At 59.3% G+C, this 17,063-nt stretch carries 21 protein-coding genes; 13 read left to right on the top strand and 8 right to left on the bottom strand.

Going from position 1 to position 17,063, the window contains the following annotated elements; translation table 11 throughout:
- Positions 1-37: 37 nt before the first annotated feature.
- The 3 genes from V6B15_RS14410 to V6B15_RS14400 are packed head-to-tail and all read right to left on the bottom strand — an operon-like array spanning position 38 to position 1,354.
- Positions 38-613 (bottom strand): RNA polymerase sigma factor, encoded by a 576-nt coding sequence (locus tag V6B15_RS14410; protein WP_050600410.1) that lies wholly within the window; start codon positions 611-613, stop codon positions 38-40.
- A gap of 6 nt (positions 614-619) precedes the next feature.
- Complete coding sequence (locus tag V6B15_RS14405) at positions 620-1,054, bottom strand: periplasmic heavy metal sensor (RefSeq protein ID WP_050600411.1); 435 nt, start codon at positions 1,052-1,054, stop codon at positions 620-622.
- Between the two features lie 3 nt (positions 1,055-1,057).
- The gene (locus V6B15_RS14400) at positions 1,058-1,354 is read right to left on the bottom strand and encodes a hypothetical protein (RefSeq protein ID WP_050600412.1); all 297 of its coding nucleotides are present in this window, start codon (positions 1,352-1,354) and stop codon (positions 1,058-1,060) included.
- A gap of 122 nt (positions 1,355-1,476) precedes the next feature.
- On the opposite strand from V6B15_RS14400, the gene V6B15_RS14395 reads away from it, so the two are divergent.
- From V6B15_RS14395 to V6B15_RS14345, 11 genes are all read left to right on the top strand, one after another.
- On the top strand, positions 1,477-2,184 hold the full coding sequence (locus V6B15_RS14395) for a class I SAM-dependent methyltransferase (RefSeq protein WP_228135258.1): 708 nt from the start codon (positions 1,477-1,479) through the stop codon (positions 2,182-2,184).
- 1 nt (position 2,185) lies between these two features.
- On the top strand, positions 2,186-2,653 hold the full coding sequence (locus V6B15_RS14390) for a DUF411 domain-containing protein (RefSeq protein ID WP_050600413.1): 468 nt from the start codon (positions 2,186-2,188) through the stop codon (positions 2,651-2,653).
- A 44-nt stretch (positions 2,654-2,697) separates the two neighbouring features.
- Positions 2,698-2,958, top strand: a complete 261-nt coding sequence (locus tag V6B15_RS14385; protein WP_050600497.1) for a DUF5676 family membrane protein — start codon at positions 2,698-2,700, stop codon at positions 2,956-2,958.
- A gap of 201 nt (positions 2,959-3,159) precedes the next feature.
- Positions 3,160-3,906, top strand: a complete 747-nt coding sequence (locus tag V6B15_RS14380; protein WP_050600414.1) for an AlbA family DNA-binding domain-containing protein — start codon at positions 3,160-3,162, stop codon at positions 3,904-3,906.
- A 194-nt stretch (positions 3,907-4,100) separates the two neighbouring features.
- Positions 4,101-5,384: an APC family permease gene (locus V6B15_RS14375; RefSeq protein WP_230832357.1), complete on the top strand. Its 1,284-nt coding sequence runs from the start codon at positions 4,101-4,103 to the stop codon at positions 5,382-5,384.
- A gap of 112 nt (positions 5,385-5,496) precedes the next feature.
- Positions 5,497-6,246 (top strand): MauE/DoxX family redox-associated membrane protein, encoded by a 750-nt coding sequence (locus V6B15_RS14370; protein ID WP_050600416.1) that lies wholly within the window; start codon positions 5,497-5,499, stop codon positions 6,244-6,246.
- Positions 6,243-6,656 (top strand): potassium channel family protein, encoded by a 414-nt coding sequence (locus tag V6B15_RS14365; RefSeq protein ID WP_050600417.1) that lies wholly within the window; start codon positions 6,243-6,245, stop codon positions 6,654-6,656. The genes V6B15_RS14370 and V6B15_RS14365 overlap by 4 nt, the downstream gene beginning before the upstream one ends.
- The gene (locus tag V6B15_RS14360) at positions 6,653-7,180 is read left to right on the top strand and encodes a DUF305 domain-containing protein (RefSeq protein ID WP_050600418.1); all 528 of its coding nucleotides are present in this window, start codon (positions 6,653-6,655) and stop codon (positions 7,178-7,180) included. The genes V6B15_RS14365 and V6B15_RS14360 overlap by 4 nt, the downstream gene beginning before the upstream one ends.
- Positions 7,177-7,665, top strand: a complete 489-nt coding sequence (locus tag V6B15_RS14355; RefSeq protein ID WP_050600419.1) for a DUF6692 family protein — start codon at positions 7,177-7,179, stop codon at positions 7,663-7,665. The genes V6B15_RS14360 and V6B15_RS14355 overlap by 4 nt, the downstream gene beginning before the upstream one ends.
- 94 nt (positions 7,666-7,759) lie before the next feature.
- Positions 7,760-8,464 (top strand): NAD(P)-dependent oxidoreductase, encoded by a 705-nt coding sequence (locus V6B15_RS14350; RefSeq protein ID WP_050600420.1) that lies wholly within the window; start codon positions 7,760-7,762, stop codon positions 8,462-8,464.
- Between the two features lie 70 nt (positions 8,465-8,534).
- A complete protein-coding gene (locus tag V6B15_RS14345) occupies positions 8,535-9,887 on the top strand; it encodes an MBL fold metallo-hydrolase (protein WP_050600421.1) in 1,353 nt (450 codons plus the stop codon).
- Positions 9,888-9,979: 92 nt separating this feature from the next.
- On the opposite strand, the gene V6B15_RS14340 is transcribed toward V6B15_RS14345, so the two are convergent.
- From V6B15_RS14340 to V6B15_RS14330, 3 genes are read right to left on the bottom strand one after another with little or no spacing between them, the layout of a single operon-like run.
- Entirely contained in the window at positions 9,980-10,426 is a 447-nt protein-coding gene (locus V6B15_RS14340; RefSeq protein ID WP_050600498.1) for a DoxX family protein, read from the bottom strand.
- Between the two features lie 41 nt (positions 10,427-10,467).
- On the bottom strand, positions 10,468-11,376 hold the full coding sequence (locus tag V6B15_RS14335) for an MBL fold metallo-hydrolase (protein WP_050600422.1): 909 nt from the start codon (positions 11,374-11,376) through the stop codon (positions 10,468-10,470).
- A gap of 43 nt (positions 11,377-11,419) precedes the next feature.
- Complete coding sequence (locus tag V6B15_RS14330; protein WP_050600423.1) at positions 11,420-11,872, bottom strand: beta-lactamase hydrolase domain-containing protein; 453 nt, start codon at positions 11,870-11,872, stop codon at positions 11,420-11,422.
- A gap of 98 nt (positions 11,873-11,970) precedes the next feature.
- On the opposite strand from V6B15_RS14330, the gene V6B15_RS14325 reads away from it, so the two are divergent.
- Entirely contained in the window at positions 11,971-12,303 is a 333-nt protein-coding gene (locus tag V6B15_RS14325) for an ArsR/SmtB family transcription factor (protein WP_050600424.1), read from the top strand.
- A 19-nt stretch (positions 12,304-12,322) separates the two neighbouring features.
- On the top strand, positions 12,323-13,123 hold the full coding sequence (locus tag V6B15_RS14320) for a sulfite exporter TauE/SafE family protein (RefSeq protein WP_197462318.1): 801 nt from the start codon (positions 12,323-12,325) through the stop codon (positions 13,121-13,123).
- A gap of 16 nt (positions 13,124-13,139) precedes the next feature.
- On the opposite strand, the gene V6B15_RS14315 is transcribed toward V6B15_RS14320, so the two are convergent.
- Positions 13,140-15,470: a heavy metal translocating P-type ATPase gene (locus V6B15_RS14315; RefSeq protein WP_050600425.1), complete on the bottom strand. Its 2,331-nt coding sequence runs from the start codon at positions 15,468-15,470 to the stop codon at positions 13,140-13,142.
- 12 nt (positions 15,471-15,482) lie between these two features.
- A complete protein-coding gene (locus V6B15_RS14310) occupies positions 15,483-17,024 on the bottom strand; it encodes a multicopper oxidase family protein (RefSeq protein WP_050600426.1) in 1,542 nt (513 codons plus the stop codon).
- Positions 17,025-17,063 lie beyond the last annotated feature (39 nt).

Raw genomic sequence — 17,063 nt, 5'->3', positions numbered from 1 at the left:
GCTCCTGATGTGACATACACCCACCCTTACGCGCCTGTCAGCTGTACCCCTCAAAGTTTTTGACCCGTTCTCTCAGCCGGTTGCGCGCACGATATATGCGCGTCTCGATCGCCTTCTCGGTCGTGCCGAGCAACGCGGCGGCTTCGGCCTGGCTTCGGCCTTCGACACTTACGAGCACAAGCGCTTCGCGCAGGCGTATGGGCAACCGCCCGATCTCCGCCTCGACGAGCCTGAGTTGCTCACGGCTCGCTGCAAGGTTTTCGGGATCGGGCGTGTCGTCGGCCACCGCCTGTACCTCGTCGGAACTCGGAAAACCGAAGAAACCGACGACCTTCCTTCGGCGAAGTCGGTCGCGACACCGGTTCAGGACAATTGTTGTAAGATAAGGGCCGACGGGCTTGGAGGCATCGAGACGATGCCGGGTGAGCCAGACCGATGCGAGGCTATCCTGGACCACGTCCTGAGCGGAGGAGGAAGACCCCAGCATGCGCGTCGCCAGCGCAATCAGCCGCGCGATGTGGGCTTCGACAAGAGACGAAAACGCCTGCCTGCTGCCGGCCACGACCTGCGCGACAAGTATTTGTTCTGAATTGCCCCCCTTTTTTACCGGCATGCGGGGTCAGCTGCGCGGGCTGTCGGTGAGAGCTTTGGACACTTGCTGGTCAAATCGTCTTTGCTGATCGGGGTCGAGAATTTCACGCATGTCGAAGACATGGCGGACCGTTGCTTTTTGGAGATCGCCCATGCGTGCATGAACCTCGTCGATGGCCGCCCCCACCCTGGGTCCGTATTCGTGTTCGGCTTCCATCGCCTGCGCGAGTTGGGCGTTGGCAGCGCGCGCAGAGGCCTCGAGCCTGGCCCGTTCCACAGCGAAGCGCGCTTCGAGTGTCTCAAGGCGTTGCTTCTGCTCGTTTGTTAGTGTGAGTTCATCATGCACGAACGCATGTAGGCCCGTATCAGCATCGTGATTGGCCCAGCGATCTGCGGCGAGCGCACCGAGACAACCGGCGAGCGCCGCGAGCAGCACCGCGAGGGCAATATGCAATTTCTTCAATGTCTAGCGCTCCACATGCAGCAGCTCGGAGGGCGAGAGCCGCTCTCCGACAATGATGCTATCTGCTATGCCAGGTTGGGAACCAGCAAATTGTGCAGGCCACCCGCTGGTGCCTGCACCGGCTCCCAGGCCGACGACGAACAGGCCCGCGAACAAGGCCATCCTGCGGCGTCTTTCAACGATTTCGCCAAGCTGGCCTGCCCGTTGCCACACGCCGGTCATGAAATCGTCCGGAACTTTGAAGGAGTCCTGTGTGCCCAGCGTCCCAAGCATCGCATCGAGTGTCTGATTGTTACGCATCCATTGCTCCTGTCGGTTGCCCGCTTCCTATACGCGATAGAATACCCGAACCCTTAAGTTTCTTTTTTGAGGGCTGCGGCCCGGCTGTGCGTATCAGAACGTGCAACGAACAATAGCGAAGGTTGTTTGAACAGATCGGAAATTATGTGGTGAAAAATGCACGCCTCACAAAAGTGGAACGGGAGTTCACTCCTCTGCTTGGCCACAGCTGGCTCACACCGCTCTACGATCGTGCGATTGGCGTTTTCACGCGCGAGGCGAAATGGCGCCGGGAGATCGTCAAACAGGCTCGAGTAAAACCTGGCGACAAGGTCATGGATGTAGGTTGCGGCACGGGGACGTTGTTGCGAGCCTTCATGACCAGCTGCCCCCAAGCAGATTTATTAGGCGTAGAACCCGATCCGGCAGCGCTTGCGATCGCACGGCGCAAGCTTGGTCCTGCTGCGGGCCTCGTTCGATGGCACAACGGATTTCTCGACAGTCTCGACCTTTCGGGTGATCGGCGACCCGATACGATCGTCAGCTCGCTTGTTTTGCACCAGGTTCCCGTGTCGCAGAAGCGCGCGATCCTCGAGCAAATGGAGGCCTTGCTAGCTCCTGGCGGCATGGTGCTGATCGCTGATTACATGCGCCAGGACCATCCGCTCATGCGCGCAATGTTCCGCGCGACCGTTCAGCTTCTCGACGGTTTACCAGACACCCAGCCGAGCGCTGACGGAGCAGTCGAGAAATTGCTAGGCGAAATTTTCGCAAGCGCAGAGCTGCTCGCTCAGATCCATACCGCAACCGGAACCATTTCGCTCTGGCGCGGCTCCAAGAAAGGCATGTAACATGATCAAAGACAATCCATCGAAGCCGCTGCGGCGTTCGCTGACGGCATCGGTTCTTCTCACGCTTGCGGCCTGCTCGAATGCCGCACAGGCCGCCACCTACACGATGTTCAGGGACCCGGGATGTGGTTGCTGCCTGAGCTGGGCAGGACATGTCGAGGGCGGCATGGAAGCAGAAGTGGCTTCGGTCGATACTGACGATATGAGTGCGCTCAAGGCAGCCAAGGGCGTACCGCAGGATATGTGGTCGTGCCACACAATGGAAGTCGAGGGCTACATCATCGAAGGTCATGTGCCCGCCGAAGCGATCGCGCGGCTCCTGCGCGAAAGGCCCGAGGGCGTGACCGGCCTCGCCGTTCCCGGAATGCCGCTAGGCTCCCCCGGCATGGAAATGGGCGATCGAGTGCAGCCCTATGAGGTCATCGCTTTCGGTCCGGACGGCCAGAAAGTCTTCGCATCCTATCCGTAAACGCCGACCAGCCCAGATGACGGTAATTCAACAGGAGAACCATGATGTCAGAGCGTTCGCTCAAATCCTCGATCATCGCCTGGGGCTGGACACTCAGCCTGTTTCTGCTCGTCAGCTATTTGATCTGCATAGCTTTCGGCCTGCTCGCGCCCGAACGGTTCCATATGCATGAGGCCTGGGAACCGCTGCTTCCCGGATACGAATGGCTGACTCTGCCTGGATTTCTCGCAGGCGCAATCGGCAGCTTCTTATATGGGTGGTACATCGCGGTGATCGTGGTGCCGTTATACCGGTACTTCAGATAACGCTTGAGGAAATCAGACTGGCTTGAAACGGCGCTCTATCGATCGGAACAAGCACTTGGTTCCACGCGGGTGTCGGATGCGACAAAAGAAGGCTGGCGACACCAATCAGAATGACGCCTCGACAGGAGACGAACAATTTCGCGATATCGATCCAGCGACGATAGACGGGGTCTGCTCCTGCACACCGCCATAGGCGCAGTCATGGGTTTCGCGATCCTTCATCCGGTGACGACACTTGTCTACTGGTATGAATTCGGTGCCTCGAATATTGCCGCCCAAAGCAACGCGCTCGCTTTTCTGCTTGACCGTCTGTCTTCGGCATTCGCGTTTGAAATGCTAACGATGAGCGCTGTGTATGTGGCGTTGGGCGCTGCGATCGGGCTGGGGTTTGGTATTTATCACAGCCGCCTTTTGGATGAACGCTCGAAAGTTCGTTTCCTCGAACGCGAGCTTGAAGAAGAGCTACCTTTGCTCATTGCCCGGGGCGAAGGAGAGCATGTCGAGTTCAAGTCGTCTATGCGTTGGGACAGACGCGAAGAGCGCGTAAACCGGCGCCTGCAGCAGGTTGTCGTGAAGACAATAGCGGGTTTTCTCAACCATGAAGGTGGCACGCTCTTGATCGGCGTGGAAGATGACGGGACTGTTGCGGGCATTGAAGCGGATATGCGAACGCTCAAGCACGCGAACCAGGATGGATTCGAACGACTTTTGATGGACACTGCAAGAGACGCCCTGGGCGGGGATGCTTGTGCCCTGGTCCATAGTCGTTTCCATGGGCTTGGCGGGCTGACCGTTTGCAGGGTGATCGTCGAGAAAAGCGTGCATCCGGTCTACTACACCGAAGGGGGTGTCGCTCATCTCATGCTGCGCACCGGAAACAGTACCCGGGAGCTGGATGTTCGCGAAGCTCAGGCGCACCTTCAACGAAGAGAAGCCGGGCCGATGTAACTATAACCCGGTCGCACACAGGCGCCTGGAGTCTCGCAGAATCTTTTTTGAGGGGTGAAGCCCTGCCGAACGTACTGTTCGGCAATGATGTTTCTCGAACGGGAGGACATCCATAGGGGAATGTATTGCAAGACCATGGTCACGATCGAACGGGCAATACCGCAGGCTCCATAACGCTGCTGGGCGGCATCGCCATGGGCACCGGCGTTATGATCGGTGCAGGCATCTTCGCACTCACCGGGCAGATCGCCGAACTTGCCGGCCCCCTCTTTCCGCTATCCTTTATCGCCGGGGCGCTGGTCACTTCATTGTCGGCCCACAGCTACATCAAGATGTCGAACAAATGGCCCTCATCGGGCGGCATCGCGATGATTTTGCAAAAAGCATACGGGCCCGGCGTCATCGCCGCATCAGCCTCGCTGCTGATGGCGCTGTCTATGGTCATCAACGAAAGTCTCGTGGCAAGGACCTTCGCAACATATGCGCTGCGTCCGTTCGATCTCGAGAGCAGCGGATGGCTCGTTTCTCTGGTAGCGCTCGCTCTCATTATCTTTGCCTATTTCGTCAATGCAGCGGGCAACAAGTCGGTTAGCGGGTTTTCACTTATCATGTCGGCGATCAAGATCGGCGGCATTGCGCTATTTGCAGTAGCTGCGATCTGGGTGAGCGGTTTTTCATCAGGAGCATTCTCGCAGCCTGTAGCGCTGACCAACGCAGAAGCCCTGGTCGCCTCGGTTGCCTTTTCGATTCTCGCTTTCAAGGGCTTTACCACGATCACCAATAGTGGCGGCGAAATCGTCGATCCGCACAAGAATGTAGGCCGCACGATCATGATCTCGATTGGCATCTGCATCGTGGTCTATCTGCTCGTCGCTGTTGCGGTGGGCTCAAGCCTCAGCATCTCCGAGATTATCGAAGCACGCGATTATTCACTGGCGGCGGCGGCGCGCCCGGCACTTGGCGATCTCGGTTTCTATTTCACCGTCGCGATCGCGATCGCTGCCACCACGTCGGGCGTCATCGCGAGTGTTTTTGCGGTGTCGCGGATGCTGACGATGCTGACCGATATGAAGATGATCCCGCATAGCCATTTCGGCATGAGCGGCGGGATCCGCAGCCACATGCTGGTCTATACGGTTGTCGTTGCCGGAACGCTGGCCGTATTGTTCGATCTTTCCCGTATCGCATCGCTGGGCGCCTTCTTCTATCTCGTCATGGACATGCTGGTTCACTGGGGCGTCCTGCGCCACCTGCGCGGAAAAGTCGGCGCACGCGCCTCGGTGCTTCTCGCTGCACTCGCAGCCGATGGCGTGGTCCTGGCAGCTTTCACTGTCGCGAAATTGCGCAGCGATCCTGCCGTCGTGGCCTACGCCGTGATCGGGATCGCCGCCGTTTTTCTTGGCCAATGGTTCTACCTCTCGCGCAATCCCGGCGCACCAGCATCGCCCGAGAACGATGGAACGGGAGAGGCGAGTTGACCATGCACTTCCTTTCCAGGTGGGAAGCTCTCGAGGCGGGCTCCACTGCACAACCGTGCCCGGCTTGCGCATTGCCCAGTAGCGCCATCACGAAAAACAAACGGAGCGAATTATGACGACCCGAACAGCGACGGTTTACCGCATGGTGATGGAGGATCACGTTTGCCCCTATGGTCTCAAGACGATCGATCTCCTCAAGCGACAGGGATTCGAGATCGACGACAATCACCTGACAAGCAGGGAAGAGACCGACGCGTTTAAAGACAAGCACGAGGTCGAGACCACGCCCCAAACCTTTATCGAAGACAGGCGCATCGGTGGCTATGACGATGTGCGCGAATTCTTCGGCAAGAGCCGCTCGCAGCCCAAGGAGGGCGAAACCAGCTATCAGCCGGTCATCGCGATTTTCGCGGTAGCTCTGCTGCTCGCGCTCGGGCTGAGCTGGGCGTTCTTCGACAATCTCTTTACCGTGCGCGCGGCAGAATGGTTCGTGAGCCTGTCGATGACCTTGCTGGCTGTCCAGAAGCTGCAAGACGTGCGCAGCTTCTCGACCATGTTCCTCAACTACGATCTGCTGGCCAAACGCTGGGTCCCCTATGGCTTCGTCTATCCGTTCGGTGAAGCCGCCGCAGGTATTCTCATGACCGCTGGCGCACTGACCTGGCTTTCTGCTCCGCTAGCACTGTTTATCGGGACTATCGGCGCTGTCAGCGTATTCAAGGCGGTCTATATCGATAAGCGCGAGCTCAAATGCGCCTGCGTCGGTGGCAGCAGCAACGTGCCGCTTGGCTTCGTCTCATTGACCGAGAACATGTTCATGATGGGCATGGGTCTGTGGATGGGCGCAAAGGTCTTCCTATGATCATTGCGCTCATCCTTGCCGTCGCTCTGTTCCTCTTGGCTATCGCCTCACACCTCGCGATCCTTGGTGTCGGCCACCGCCTCCTTGGTCGCAGGCGAGACACGCTGGCCAAACTTGGCGTCTCGCTGCTCGTCCTCAGTTCGCATTTTCTGGTCGCAATCCTTTTCGCGGTCGGCTTCTGGCTGGGCGCGGAATGGGATCTTGGAGGGTTCGACAAGGCCCCGACAATGGACTGGATGGACTACTTTTATTTCTCGCTCATCAACGTGACCACGCTTGGTCTGGGCGACATCTATCCGACCGACCACCTGAGGGTGCTCGCCGGCATCGAAGCCCTGACAGGCTTCGCACTCATCAGCTGCTCGGCGCAGCTATTCTGGACCATGATGCATGAAGGAGAAAAAGCATGACTGAGAAGACGCGCCACTCGGACAAGGGAGGGGGAGGCAGCTACTGGCGGTTCATGGCCATGGTTTCGACCTCAACCGTGATCATGTTCTTCCTGATGTATGCCAACACCTTCACCGTTGACGATATCTTCTGGAGCGAAACCCGGTTCTGGATGATGTTCGTCATGGGCGGAATGATGATGATCGTGATGCTCCTTTTTATGTGGGGCATGTACAAGGACCGGACTAAGAACTTCATCATTCTTGGCGTCGGTGCCGTCGTGTTCGCCCTCGCTCTGTGGTTGGTGCGCAGTCAGACCACCGTCGACGACACCGAATATATGGCAGCGATGATCCCGCATCACTCGATCGCGATCATGACCAGCGAACGCGCAAGCCTGAAGGATCCTAGAGTGCGCGAACTCGCACAGGCCATCATCGTCGCCCAGCGCCGCGAAATCGCCGAGATGAAATATCTGATCAACGATATCGAGCAGAACGGCCCGCGGACCGAAGAACGCCTGCCAGAGGAGATGCAGCAATGAAAAACTTCGCGCTTATAGCGGCCATCGCATTGCCGCTCGCCGCCTGCAATTCCAACACGGCCCCAGGCAATGACCGCGAGGCACAGCTAGATCCGCCCGCAATTGCGGCCCCCATTAAGAATGCAGCCAGTGCGCTGGCAAATGTCAGCCCCGGCCTAATGCTTCCCGAAACCATGAATGGCGCAGATATCGCTGCGCTGGGCGCGGAGAATTCCTGTCAGTTTCGTCTGACCGAAATTGCTTTCCCGTCCTTCGTCTACGACGATAGCGGCCAGGGTGCGGTCAAGATCAACGGTACCCTTATTCCGGTCACTGCCGATGGCCCGGACAGCTATTCGAACGGCGAGCTTCGCATCAGGACGCGCATGCTGGATGATGAAGGCGATGCGGGCCTGCAGATGCAGGAGATGATCGTGGCTGCGCCGAGAGCCAAGGATGAATTCGGCTTCTGGGGCTATACCACCTGTCCCGGCGGCGGAACCTGATTGAAGCAGGGCGGACGGGCGAGCGATGGCTCGCCCGTCCGCCCGCTCAAGCTGATTTTTCTTGCAGACATCATTTCTGAAAAGGAGCGATCCCATGCCCGATACCAGGCCGATTGCTGTCTTCGGTGCCGGCGGTAAAGCAGGCACCGAGCTTTTGAAGCATGCCTTTGGCCGTGACGTACCGATCCGCGCCTTTGAACACAATCTGCCCGAGCCGAGCGAGCGTATAGGCGAGTTCGAATATATCGACTGCGATGTTCTGTCGGATGATTTCGCACAGCAGCTCGATGGATGCCGCGCGGTGATTTCCACTCTCGGTGTCGGGTTTGGTCCAAGCAATGCCATTGATCCGCCACCGCTTTATACCGAAGGAACGCGGAATCTGCTCGAAGCGATGAAGCAAACCGACATAGACCGAATTGCCGTGATCTCCGCAGCGTTCGTGGAACACCAGTCGAGCGTTCCTGCCTGGTTTGAGCTGACGGCCAAGCCTGCACTGTTCAACATCCTGGAACAGATGCGTGCAATGGAGGCGATGCTGAGTGACGCTCCGGATGTCAGATGGACTGCTGCGCGGCCCGGCTGGTTGCTTGACGAACCCTATACCGGCGAAGCGGTGATTACCGACGAACGTCTGGCAGATGGTTGCTTTAGATGCCGTCATGCGGATCTTGCAGCAAGCCTTCTCGAGTTTGTACTCGAAGACACCTGGATCAACGCAAAGCCTGCCATCGGTCGGCCCGAAAACGAGAGCTTGGAGAGCCCTGCCGCCATCAAAGCCGAGCTGGGGATCGATTAAGCCTGGTACCAACGATTGAGGCGAATCGGACTGAACATCACAAATTTCGAGTAGGACACAAGGAAGCCGTATGTATTTCGAGACGATCAAGACCCCGGGTCTTTCGCAACTTTCCTACATTATCGGTGCCGGCGGGCAGGCTGCGGTCATAGATCCGCGCCGAGACTGCGAAGTCTATGTCGACAAGGCCCGCGCCGAAGGACTGGAGATCACCCATATCTTCGAGACCCATCGCAATGAGGACCTCATCAGCGGATCGCCGATCCTTTCCGAAATGACCGGCGCGAGGGTCTATCACGGGCCCAATCCAGCAGGCGAAGTCGTGTTTGCCGAGACTGCGCGCGAAGGCGATTGCTTTGAACTGGGACAACTGAGAATCGAAGTGCTCGAAACGCCCGGTCACACTGACGACCATCTCGCCTTTGTTATCCATGACAGCGAATATTCCGAAGGACCGGTTGGCGTCTTCACCGGCGATGCGCTGTTTGTCGGCGATGTCGGGCGAACCGATTTCTATCCCGAACGCAAGGAGGAAGTTGCCGGGCTGCTGTACGATTCCCTGCAAAAGATTTGCCGTCTCGGAGACCAGGCAATCATTTACCCGGCGCATGGCGCGGGTTCGGTCTGCGGATCGGGTATGGCGGACCGGGAATTCTCCACGGTCGGCCACGAGCGCCGCAACAATCCGCGCCTGCGCATCTTTGATCGCGACGAGTTCATTCAGGCGAAAATTGCAGAGCACCATTACCAGCCGCCGTATTTCCGGTTGATGGAGCGGCTTAATCTGGAGGGCGCAGATGCTGCGCCGCGCATCATGCGCCCCCGCCGGATGGGGCTCCAGCAAATTACCAAGAGCGGCGCTGACCACCTGATCGACGTTCGTGAACCGCTTGGCTATGCCGGCGGCCACCTGCCGGGCGCGATGTGCCTTCCGGTGGGAATGATCCCGGCTTTCGCCGGGTGGTTCATCACCGAGGGCGAGACGATAGCGCTGGTCGCCTCCGAAGAAGACCAGCTTGCCGAGGCGATGGCGCATCTGGTGCGCATCGGTTTTGACAACATCATTGGTGGTTACGTGGGCGTCGTTCCTGCAGCTGCACAGGGCGCGGCGATGCGCAGCGTTCCCATGATCAACACCGATGAAGTCGCGCAAAGACTCGACCAGAACGGCGGCCAATGGACCTTGCTCGATGTGCGTGATCTCGAGGAGCGCCAGCAAACCAGTATCGATGGCTCAGAACATATCTACGTCGGCGAGCTGAATACCCGCTGGAAAGAGCTAAAGCAGGATCATCACTACACGCTGATGTGCGCCAGCGGGATGCGCGCGAGCGTTGCTGCGGGCTGGCTGGCCAGCAAGGGTTTCGAGCACCTCGACATCTATCTTGGTTCCATGGGGGCGTGGAAGAACGCGTCCGGCTGAAGCGCGTAGCTTGAAGCGCGAAACTCTTGCAAAGCACGTCAAAATCTTTTGCGAGATTTTGCTCGTATGTGGCGGGTCAGCGTGCTCGTCGCTCAACTAGCGGCGCGACCGAGCGCCGTATCCATTGAATGACTTCCTGGTCCGCGAACGAAGACAAATGCCAGCGCCCCCAGGATAGCGATATTCTTGAGTAGCGGGCCTGTGTGGCCAGGGGCGATATGGATCGCGAAAGTTATCGGAACGAGAGTGAGAAATAGCGCGGTGCATGAGAGCCGAGTCATCCACCCCAAGGCCAGCGATGTGCCTGCACCGATGAACACCAAGCCAGACAGCCACAAAAGGATGGACGCATCACCAATTAAAACAACATGATCTTTCCATGGCGACAATGCCATCCGGTCGAGCATATATTCATGCGCAAGAAAATGCCCCACTCCGCCGATGACGAATATGAGGCTCAAAGAGAGGCGGAAGACCGGATCGATCAATCGCACTTTTGTGGCCCATGTCGCTAGGTTGTTTTCGACATTCCGGATCATAATGTACCCTCCACCCTCAGGTTGATGCATCGACGGCAAACTTACTGGGTGCGTGGACCTGTTTCTTCGGGCGGTGTTTGCGGTTCACCCAAAACGTTGACCGGCAGTTTCAGATAGATCGTGCCGTTTTCTTCTGCGCCAGGCATGTTCCCACCACGAATGTTGATCTGGATTGATGGCAGGATGAGACGTGGCATACCCAGCTGTTCGTCGCGCTCCTCTCGCATGGCCACAAATGCATCCTCGCCGATCCCGGCGTGGACATGGATGTTGCTGTGCTTTTGGTCTTGTACCGTAGTTTCCCACCGATGCTCCGAGCGGCCTTCCGGTAGGTAGTCGTGACACATAAACAGCCGCGTCTCGCCTGGTAGCTCGAAGATCCGGCGAATAGAGCGATAGAGCGTACGTGCATCGCCGCCGGGAAAGTCGGCGCGCGCCGTGCCGTAATCGGGCATGAACAGCGTATCGCCGACAAAGGCGGCATCGCCGATAACATAAGTCAAGCACGCGGGCGTATGTCCCGGCGTATGGAGTGCCCGAGCCGATATGGTGCCCAGGTCGAAGCTGTCATTATCGGCAAACAAATGGTCGAACTGGCGCCCATCGCGCGGCAGGTCCACCCCGGCATTGAAGATCGGACCGAAGGTATTCTGCGTGACGGTGATCTGGCTGCCGATAGCGAGTCTGCCGCCTAGCGCGCTGCGAATGTAAGGTGCGGCGGACAGGTGATCGGCATGGACATGGGTTTCCAGTATCCACTCACATTTGAAACCCTTCTCCCGGACGAAATCGATCACCTTATCGGCGGACTTTGTCGCGGTTCGTGCCGCTGCGGCATCGAAATCGAGCACCGGATCGATCACCGCGCACACCTTGGCCGCGGGATCGGACACGACATAGGTCACCGTATTGGTATTTGTGTCGAAAAATGCCTCTACGTCAGGTTTCATCGAAAGCTCTTTTTGTATGCAGGTTGAAGGCGGGTCGGAGTGATCAGTCCTGCGCTCGGTCGACGTAATTACGGACAAAATCTTCCAGCGCCGGTTCATCGCAAACGAAGCCCATATCCGCCGCTTGCTGCAGCGTCGCGTCGCCGCCCATTCCCTGTTGCGCCGCCAGATGCATCATTGTGAAGGCCCCTGCGCGCTTGCCCGAAGCGCAATGGACCAGCACCGGCTTCGGGAGCGCTTCGACGCTGGCCCTGAATTCATCGACGAGTTCATCCGACATGGCGCCGCCCGCCACCGGCAGGTGACGATATTCGAGGCCAAGCGATGCCACAACTTCACCTTCCCGGTCCGGGGCGATTGGCTGATCCGCCTCATCCTGGCAGCGCAGGTTGACGACGGCTTTGTAACCATCCTCCGCCAAGGCGCGCAGGTCGCCCTCGGAAGGCGGAGCAGCCGAGACAGCGAAACTGTCGTTGAGGGTCTTGATGTGGGTCATAAGGAATATCCTGGATCTGGCTCAAAGCTCCCGGCCCGCAATAGCGCGGGGGCAGATTACGATTGACTTTATATGCACACCTTCGCATATATGCAAGTATGCAAGCCGAAGATATTCGCAAACAAGCCGAAAAGGCGGTGACCCTGCTCAAGGCATTGGGCAGCCACAACCGCCTGATGATCGCCTGCCAGCTTGTGGAGGGCGAGCGCAGCGTGGGCGAGCTGGCCAATTTGCTGGAGATCGGTGAAACCGTCGTCTCGCAGCATCTTTCGCTGATGCGCAAGGACGGTTTGGTCGCAGCGCGGCGAGACGGTCGCTCAATCCACTATTCCCTGTCCGGCGATGCGACACGGCGTGTGCTGGAAACGCTTTACGCCATCTATTGCAGTCCGGACGGCGAAGCCGGCAGCAGGCCCGGCGAGACAAGTTAATGACGGCTGCGCCCGCCTGATGGATATCGGTCTTGTTCAGGCGTCATTGTCGCTAGCCTCAGGGCTCCTCGTGGGGTTCTCGCTGGGTTTGATCGGCGGCGGGGGATCGATCCTCGCCGTGCCGCTATTGATCTATGTTGTCGGCGTTCGCGACACACATGTCGCAATCGCCACATCCGCTGCCGCCGTGGCCGCGAGCGCCTTGGCCAACCTGCTGTTACATGCCCGTGGCGGCAGTGTGAAATGGCGTTGCGCAAGTCTTTTCGCGGCATTCGGTATTATCGGTGCAGCGGCGGGATCGACTATGGGGAAGATGACACAGGGCGATCTCCTGCTGGGCCTGTTCGGCTTGGTGATGATCATTGTCGGCCTGTCGATGATACGCGAAAAATCGGGTGGGTCCGACCCGGATGTCCGCCTTACCGCAGCGACCGCATTGCGGTTGACCCCGCGGCTGGCGGCCGGTGGGTTTGTTGTCGGCGCACTGTCCGGCTTTTTCGGTATCGGCGGCGGGTTCCTGGTGGTGCCGGGCCTGGTTGCCGCGACGGCCATGCCGATCCTCAATGCGATCGGCTCTTCGCTAGTCTCCGTAACCGCTTTCGGCGCCACCACGGCCGCCAATTACGCATTGGACGGGCTGATCAATTGGCCGATCGCCGGGTTCTTCATTGGCGGAGGCGCGATGGGGGGCTGGCTGGGAACCTGGGCCTCGCACAGCCTCGCGGCGCGCAAGCGGACGCTAACATACATTTTCTCTGCAGTCGTGATCCTTGTCGGTGTGTTCGTCACCGGCGAATGGGTAACGACGGCTTTGTTGTGATCGCCGCCATTCGGCGTCATGTGTCCAGGCGCAGGCTCCGCAGCCGCAGCGCATTCGCGATCACCGATACAGAAGAGAGGCTCATGGCCGCCGCCGCGATCATGGGACTCAGCAGCAATCCGAAGAACGGAAACAGCACGCCTGCGGCGACCGGAATGCCAAGCGTGTTATAACCAAACGCGAAGAACAGGTTCTGCCGGATGTTGCGCATCGTTGAGCGCGACAGCACGATGGCCTGGACTACCCCTGTCAAATCACCGCGCACCAGAGTCACGCCTGCGCTCTCAATCGCCACATCGGTGCCGGTACCCATGGCGATTCCGACATCTGCAGCGGCCAGCGCGGGGGCATCGTTGATGCCGTCTCCGGCCATACCGACGCGGCGGCCTTGTGCCTTCAGCTCCTCAATCTTGCTGTGCTTGTCTTCCGGAGAGACATTGGCATGCACCTCGTCGATCCCCATTTCGCGCGCCACCGCTTCGGCTGTGCCACGGCTATCGCCGGTGAGCATCACCACCCGGATGTCGCGCGAATGAAGCGCCGCAATCGCCGCAGCGCTGGTCGGCTTGATCGGATCGGCTACCGCAATGAGACCTGCCGGACGGCCATCGAACGCGACGAACATAACTGTCTGGCCCTGCTTGCGACCGCCCTCCGCCGAGCCAAGCCAGACGTCATCGTCGATACCGACACGTCGCATCATCTTCTCATTGCCGATAGCAACGCGGCGGTCCTGCACGCTGGCCTCGACACCTTCGCCGGTGGTCGAGGCGAGGTCTGTGGCCTCGGCCGGCGATACGCCGCGCGCTTTTGCGCCTTCGACGATCGCATGGGCCAGCGGATGCTCGCTTCCCATCTCGACACCCGCGACCGCGGCCAGGAATTCGGTTTCGTCAATTCCGTTTGCAGGTGTCACTGCCACCAGGTCGGGTTTGCCCATCGTCAGCGTGCCTGTCTTGTCGACCACCAGCGTATCGATCTTCTCCAATGTTTCGAGCGCCTCGGCGTTACGGATCAGAATGCCATGCTGCGCGCCCTTACCGGTACCGGTCATGATCGACATCGGCGTGGCAAGCCCAAGCGCGCACGGACAGGCGATGATCAAGACTGCGATGGCATTGACCAGCGCATAGGCCAGCGCGGGCGCGGGGCCCCAGATAGCCCAGACTATGAACGTGACGATGGCGATCACCACCACGGCGGGCACGAACCAGCCCGCCACCTGATCCGCCAAGCGCTGGATCGGTGCGCGGCTGCGCTGCGCTTCGGCTACCATCTGGACGATCTTGGACAGCATCGTGTCCTTGCCTACACCGGTGGCGCGCATGACAAAGCCGCCGGTCTGATTGACTGTCCCGCCTATAACTGTGTCGCCGGTTTTCTTGGCGACGGGCAGCGGTTCACCACTGATCATGGATTCATCGATTGCGCTCGAACCCTCCTCAATCTCGCCATCGACGGGCACTTTGTCGCCGGGACGGACGCGCAGACGATCACCGGTGGCCAGCTGATCGAGCGGCACCTCGCGCTCGTCGCCGGACCCGAAGATTTTGACCGCGCTTGGCGGAGCCAGTTCGAGCAGCGCGCGCAATGCGCTGGAGGTCGAGCCCCTTGCCTTGAGCTCGAGGACCTGCCCCAGCAAGACCAACGTCGTGATGACAGCCGCGGCCTCAAAGTAGACCCCGACCCGCCCCGAATGGTCATGAAACGCGGGCGGGAAAATATGCGGTGCAATCGTTGCCACCACGCTGAAAATGTAGGCGATCGCCACGCCGAACCCGATCAGCGTGAACATGTTGAGATTGCGCGTCTTCAGCGACTCGACGGCGCGGGTGAAAAACGGCCAGGCTCCCCACAGAACGACGGGGGTAGCGAGAGCGAACTGCGCCCATTGTGCATAGGCAGATTCGATAAGCTGGTCGAAACTGATCCAGGGAACCATGTCGCCCATTGCATAGACGAACAATGGCAGCGTCAGGAGCGCGCTCCACCAAAAGCGGCGACGCATATCGATCAGTTCAGGGTCTGGTCCATCGTCGAGCGAGACCATCTCCGGTTCGAGCGCCATTCCGCAAATCGGGCACGAACCGGGGCCGGGCTGCCGGATTTCAGGGTGCATTGGGCAAGTATAAATCGTCCCCTCAGGCACCTCTTCGACCGCATTGAGGTGCGCGCCCGACAGGTAGAGTTCGGGATCAGCAAGGAACTTGTCGTGGCAGCGCGAAGAACAGAAATAGTGCTCGGCGCCTTCATACGGCGCAATGTGCTTCGCGCCGTCGATCGCAACGCTCATGCCGCATACCGGGTCGATGGCAGTGCCCTCGATTACGCTTTCATCCTTGCTCACAACATTTCCTTCCTAGCTGTTCATGACGACGAATTGCCCCATCATACCTGCATCCTCGTGCTCGAGGATGTGGCAATGGTACATGTAGGGCAGGTCCGGGTCGGTGTTTTCCTCGAAGCGGACCAGTACGCGCACCTGTTCGCGCGGGTTCACCACCACGGTGTCCTTGTATCCCGTTTCCAGCGGCGGCGGCGCGCGGCCATTGCGCTCGATCACGCGAAACTGCGTATTATGGATATGGAAGGGGTGCGCCATCATCGAAGCGTTGGCGATCTCCCATATTTCCCATTGTCCGACCGGCACGCGTTCGTTGATGACATCCATGTCCATCGCCGCGTCATTGATCGACATTCCCCCGCCCATCATACCCATATCGATCACAAACCGGCGGGTTCGCACGGCGAGCGATGGATCGGGCACACCAAGCGGAGCAAGTTCGGCCGGCAGCCTGACAGACCGAGCCGTATCTGCGGGCCTGATGTCGAGAATGCGAAATACCCCGCCGGAAGGATCACCGTCATTTCCACGGCCCATCATCCCTCCGCCCATCATGCCGCGGCCCTGTCCGCCCATCATGCCCATCATGTTGTCCGGGCTGCTGGCGACAAGGCGCAGCGGGCGTCCTTCGGCGAGATCAAGGATGATCTGCGCCCGCTCCCCCGGCGCAAGCCTGAGCGACCGGACAGGATGGGGTCGATCAAGCAAGCCGCCGTCGCTCGCAATAAGCTGCATCGGTGCACCGCCCTCAAGCGAGAAATCATAGAACCGTGCGTTCGATCCGTTGAGAAGGCGCAGACGGAGCTGTCCGGTCGCTGCGTCAAAGACAGCGTCTTCGGTGCCGTTGACGTAAATCCGGTTGCCACGAACGCCCATCATGCGCGCTTGCATTCCGCTTGGGTAAATCAGTTGACCGGACCCATCGATCATCCGGTCCTGGACGATCAGCGGAATGTCGTCGATGCCATATTCGCTCGGCAGACCGAGGCGCTCTTCTTGATCGTCGCGCACATAGATCGGCGCGGCAAGTCCGGCATAAACCTGCGACCCGGCTCTGCGGTGCAGATGCGAATGATACCAGTAGAGCGAGGCGCGCTGGCGCACTTCGAAAGACGGGCTCCACCTCTCGCCTGGGCAGATCAGTTGATGCGGTCCGCCATCGGCAGAGGCGGGGAGTTCGAACCCGTGCCAATGGACCGTGGCGCCTTCGGCCAGATTATTGTCGATGTGGAAGCGCACCCGTTCGCCGCGGCGCATTTCCAGTGTCGGCCCGAGATAGGGTGCGTCAATGCCGATCGTGGGTGAGGCGACGCCAGCCACGAATTCCTTCTGGCCCGAGGTCAAGGAGAGGCGAAAAACACGCTCGCCCTGTTCGATCCGGCCCACCTGCAACGGCGGTATGGCGAGCGGGTTGGAACCGCCAGTGCTGCCCTGCAAAAGCTTGTTGGGTGCCTCGCACGCTGCAAGCGGCATGACCGCAAATCCCGCTGCGGCCAGGCCCGCGTGCTTCAGCAATGCACGACGCTCGATGGGGAATACCTGGCCTTTGCGGTTCATGATAGCGTTGCTCCTCGAGGGCGACACCGGATTTGTCCG

It is taken from the genome of Qipengyuania sp. Mu-71, assembly GCF_036867055.1.
Classification (GTDB): domain Bacteria; phylum Pseudomonadota; class Alphaproteobacteria; order Sphingomonadales; family Sphingomonadaceae; genus Qipengyuania; species Qipengyuania profunda.
The sequence above is the reverse complement of the archived record's forward strand: the minus strand, read 5'-3'. Positions and strand labels throughout refer to the sequence as shown.

Bases quoted from the DNA above. Each gene is read 5' to 3' on its own strand.
- V6B15_RS14325 (WP_050600424.1), top strand. From the start codon at position 11,971: ATGCAAGCCGAAGATATTCGCAAACAAGCCGAAAAGGCGGTGACCCTG.
- V6B15_RS14380 (WP_050600414.1), top strand. From the start codon at position 3,160: ATGGGTTTCGCGATCCTTCATCCGGTGACGACACTTGTCTACTGGTAT.
- V6B15_RS14355 (WP_050600419.1), top strand. From the start codon at position 7,177: ATGAAAAACTTCGCGCTTATAGCGGCCATCGCATTGCCGCTCGCCGCC.
- V6B15_RS14310 (WP_050600426.1), bottom strand. From the start codon at position 17,024: ATGAACCGCAAAGGCCAGGTATTCCCCATCGAGCGTCGTGCATTGCTG.
- V6B15_RS14360 (WP_050600418.1), top strand. From the start codon at position 6,653: ATGACTGAGAAGACGCGCCACTCGGACAAGGGAGGGGGAGGCAGCTAC.
- V6B15_RS14410 (WP_050600410.1), bottom strand. From the start codon at position 613: ATGCCGGTAAAAAAGGGGGGCAATTCAGAACAAATACTTGTCGCGCAG.
- V6B15_RS14320 (WP_197462318.1), top strand. From the start codon at position 12,323: ATGGATATCGGTCTTGTTCAGGCGTCATTGTCGCTAGCCTCAGGGCTC.
- V6B15_RS14335 (WP_050600422.1), bottom strand. From the start codon at position 11,376: ATGAAACCTGACGTAGAGGCATTTTTCGACACAAATACCAATACGGTG.
- V6B15_RS14330 (WP_050600423.1), bottom strand. From the start codon at position 11,872: ATGACCCACATCAAGACCCTCAACGACAGTTTCGCTGTCTCGGCTGCT.
- V6B15_RS14370 (WP_050600416.1), top strand. From the start codon at position 5,497: ATGACGACCCGAACAGCGACGGTTTACCGCATGGTGATGGAGGATCAC.
- V6B15_RS14375 (WP_230832357.1), top strand. From the start codon at position 4,101: ATGGGCACCGGCGTTATGATCGGTGCAGGCATCTTCGCACTCACCGGG.
- V6B15_RS14365 (WP_050600417.1), top strand. From the start codon at position 6,243: ATGATCATTGCGCTCATCCTTGCCGTCGCTCTGTTCCTCTTGGCTATC.
- V6B15_RS14345 (WP_050600421.1), top strand. From the start codon at position 8,535: ATGTATTTCGAGACGATCAAGACCCCGGGTCTTTCGCAACTTTCCTAC.
- V6B15_RS14350 (WP_050600420.1), top strand. From the start codon at position 7,760: ATGCCCGATACCAGGCCGATTGCTGTCTTCGGTGCCGGCGGTAAAGCA.
- V6B15_RS14340 (WP_050600498.1), bottom strand. From the start codon at position 10,426: ATGATCCGGAATGTCGAAAACAACCTAGCGACATGGGCCACAAAAGTG.
- V6B15_RS14390 (WP_050600413.1), top strand. From the start codon at position 2,186: ATGATCAAAGACAATCCATCGAAGCCGCTGCGGCGTTCGCTGACGGCA.
- V6B15_RS14385 (WP_050600497.1), top strand. From the start codon at position 2,698: ATGTCAGAGCGTTCGCTCAAATCCTCGATCATCGCCTGGGGCTGGACA.
- V6B15_RS14400 (WP_050600412.1), bottom strand. From the start codon at position 1,354: ATGCGTAACAATCAGACACTCGATGCGATGCTTGGGACGCTGGGCACA.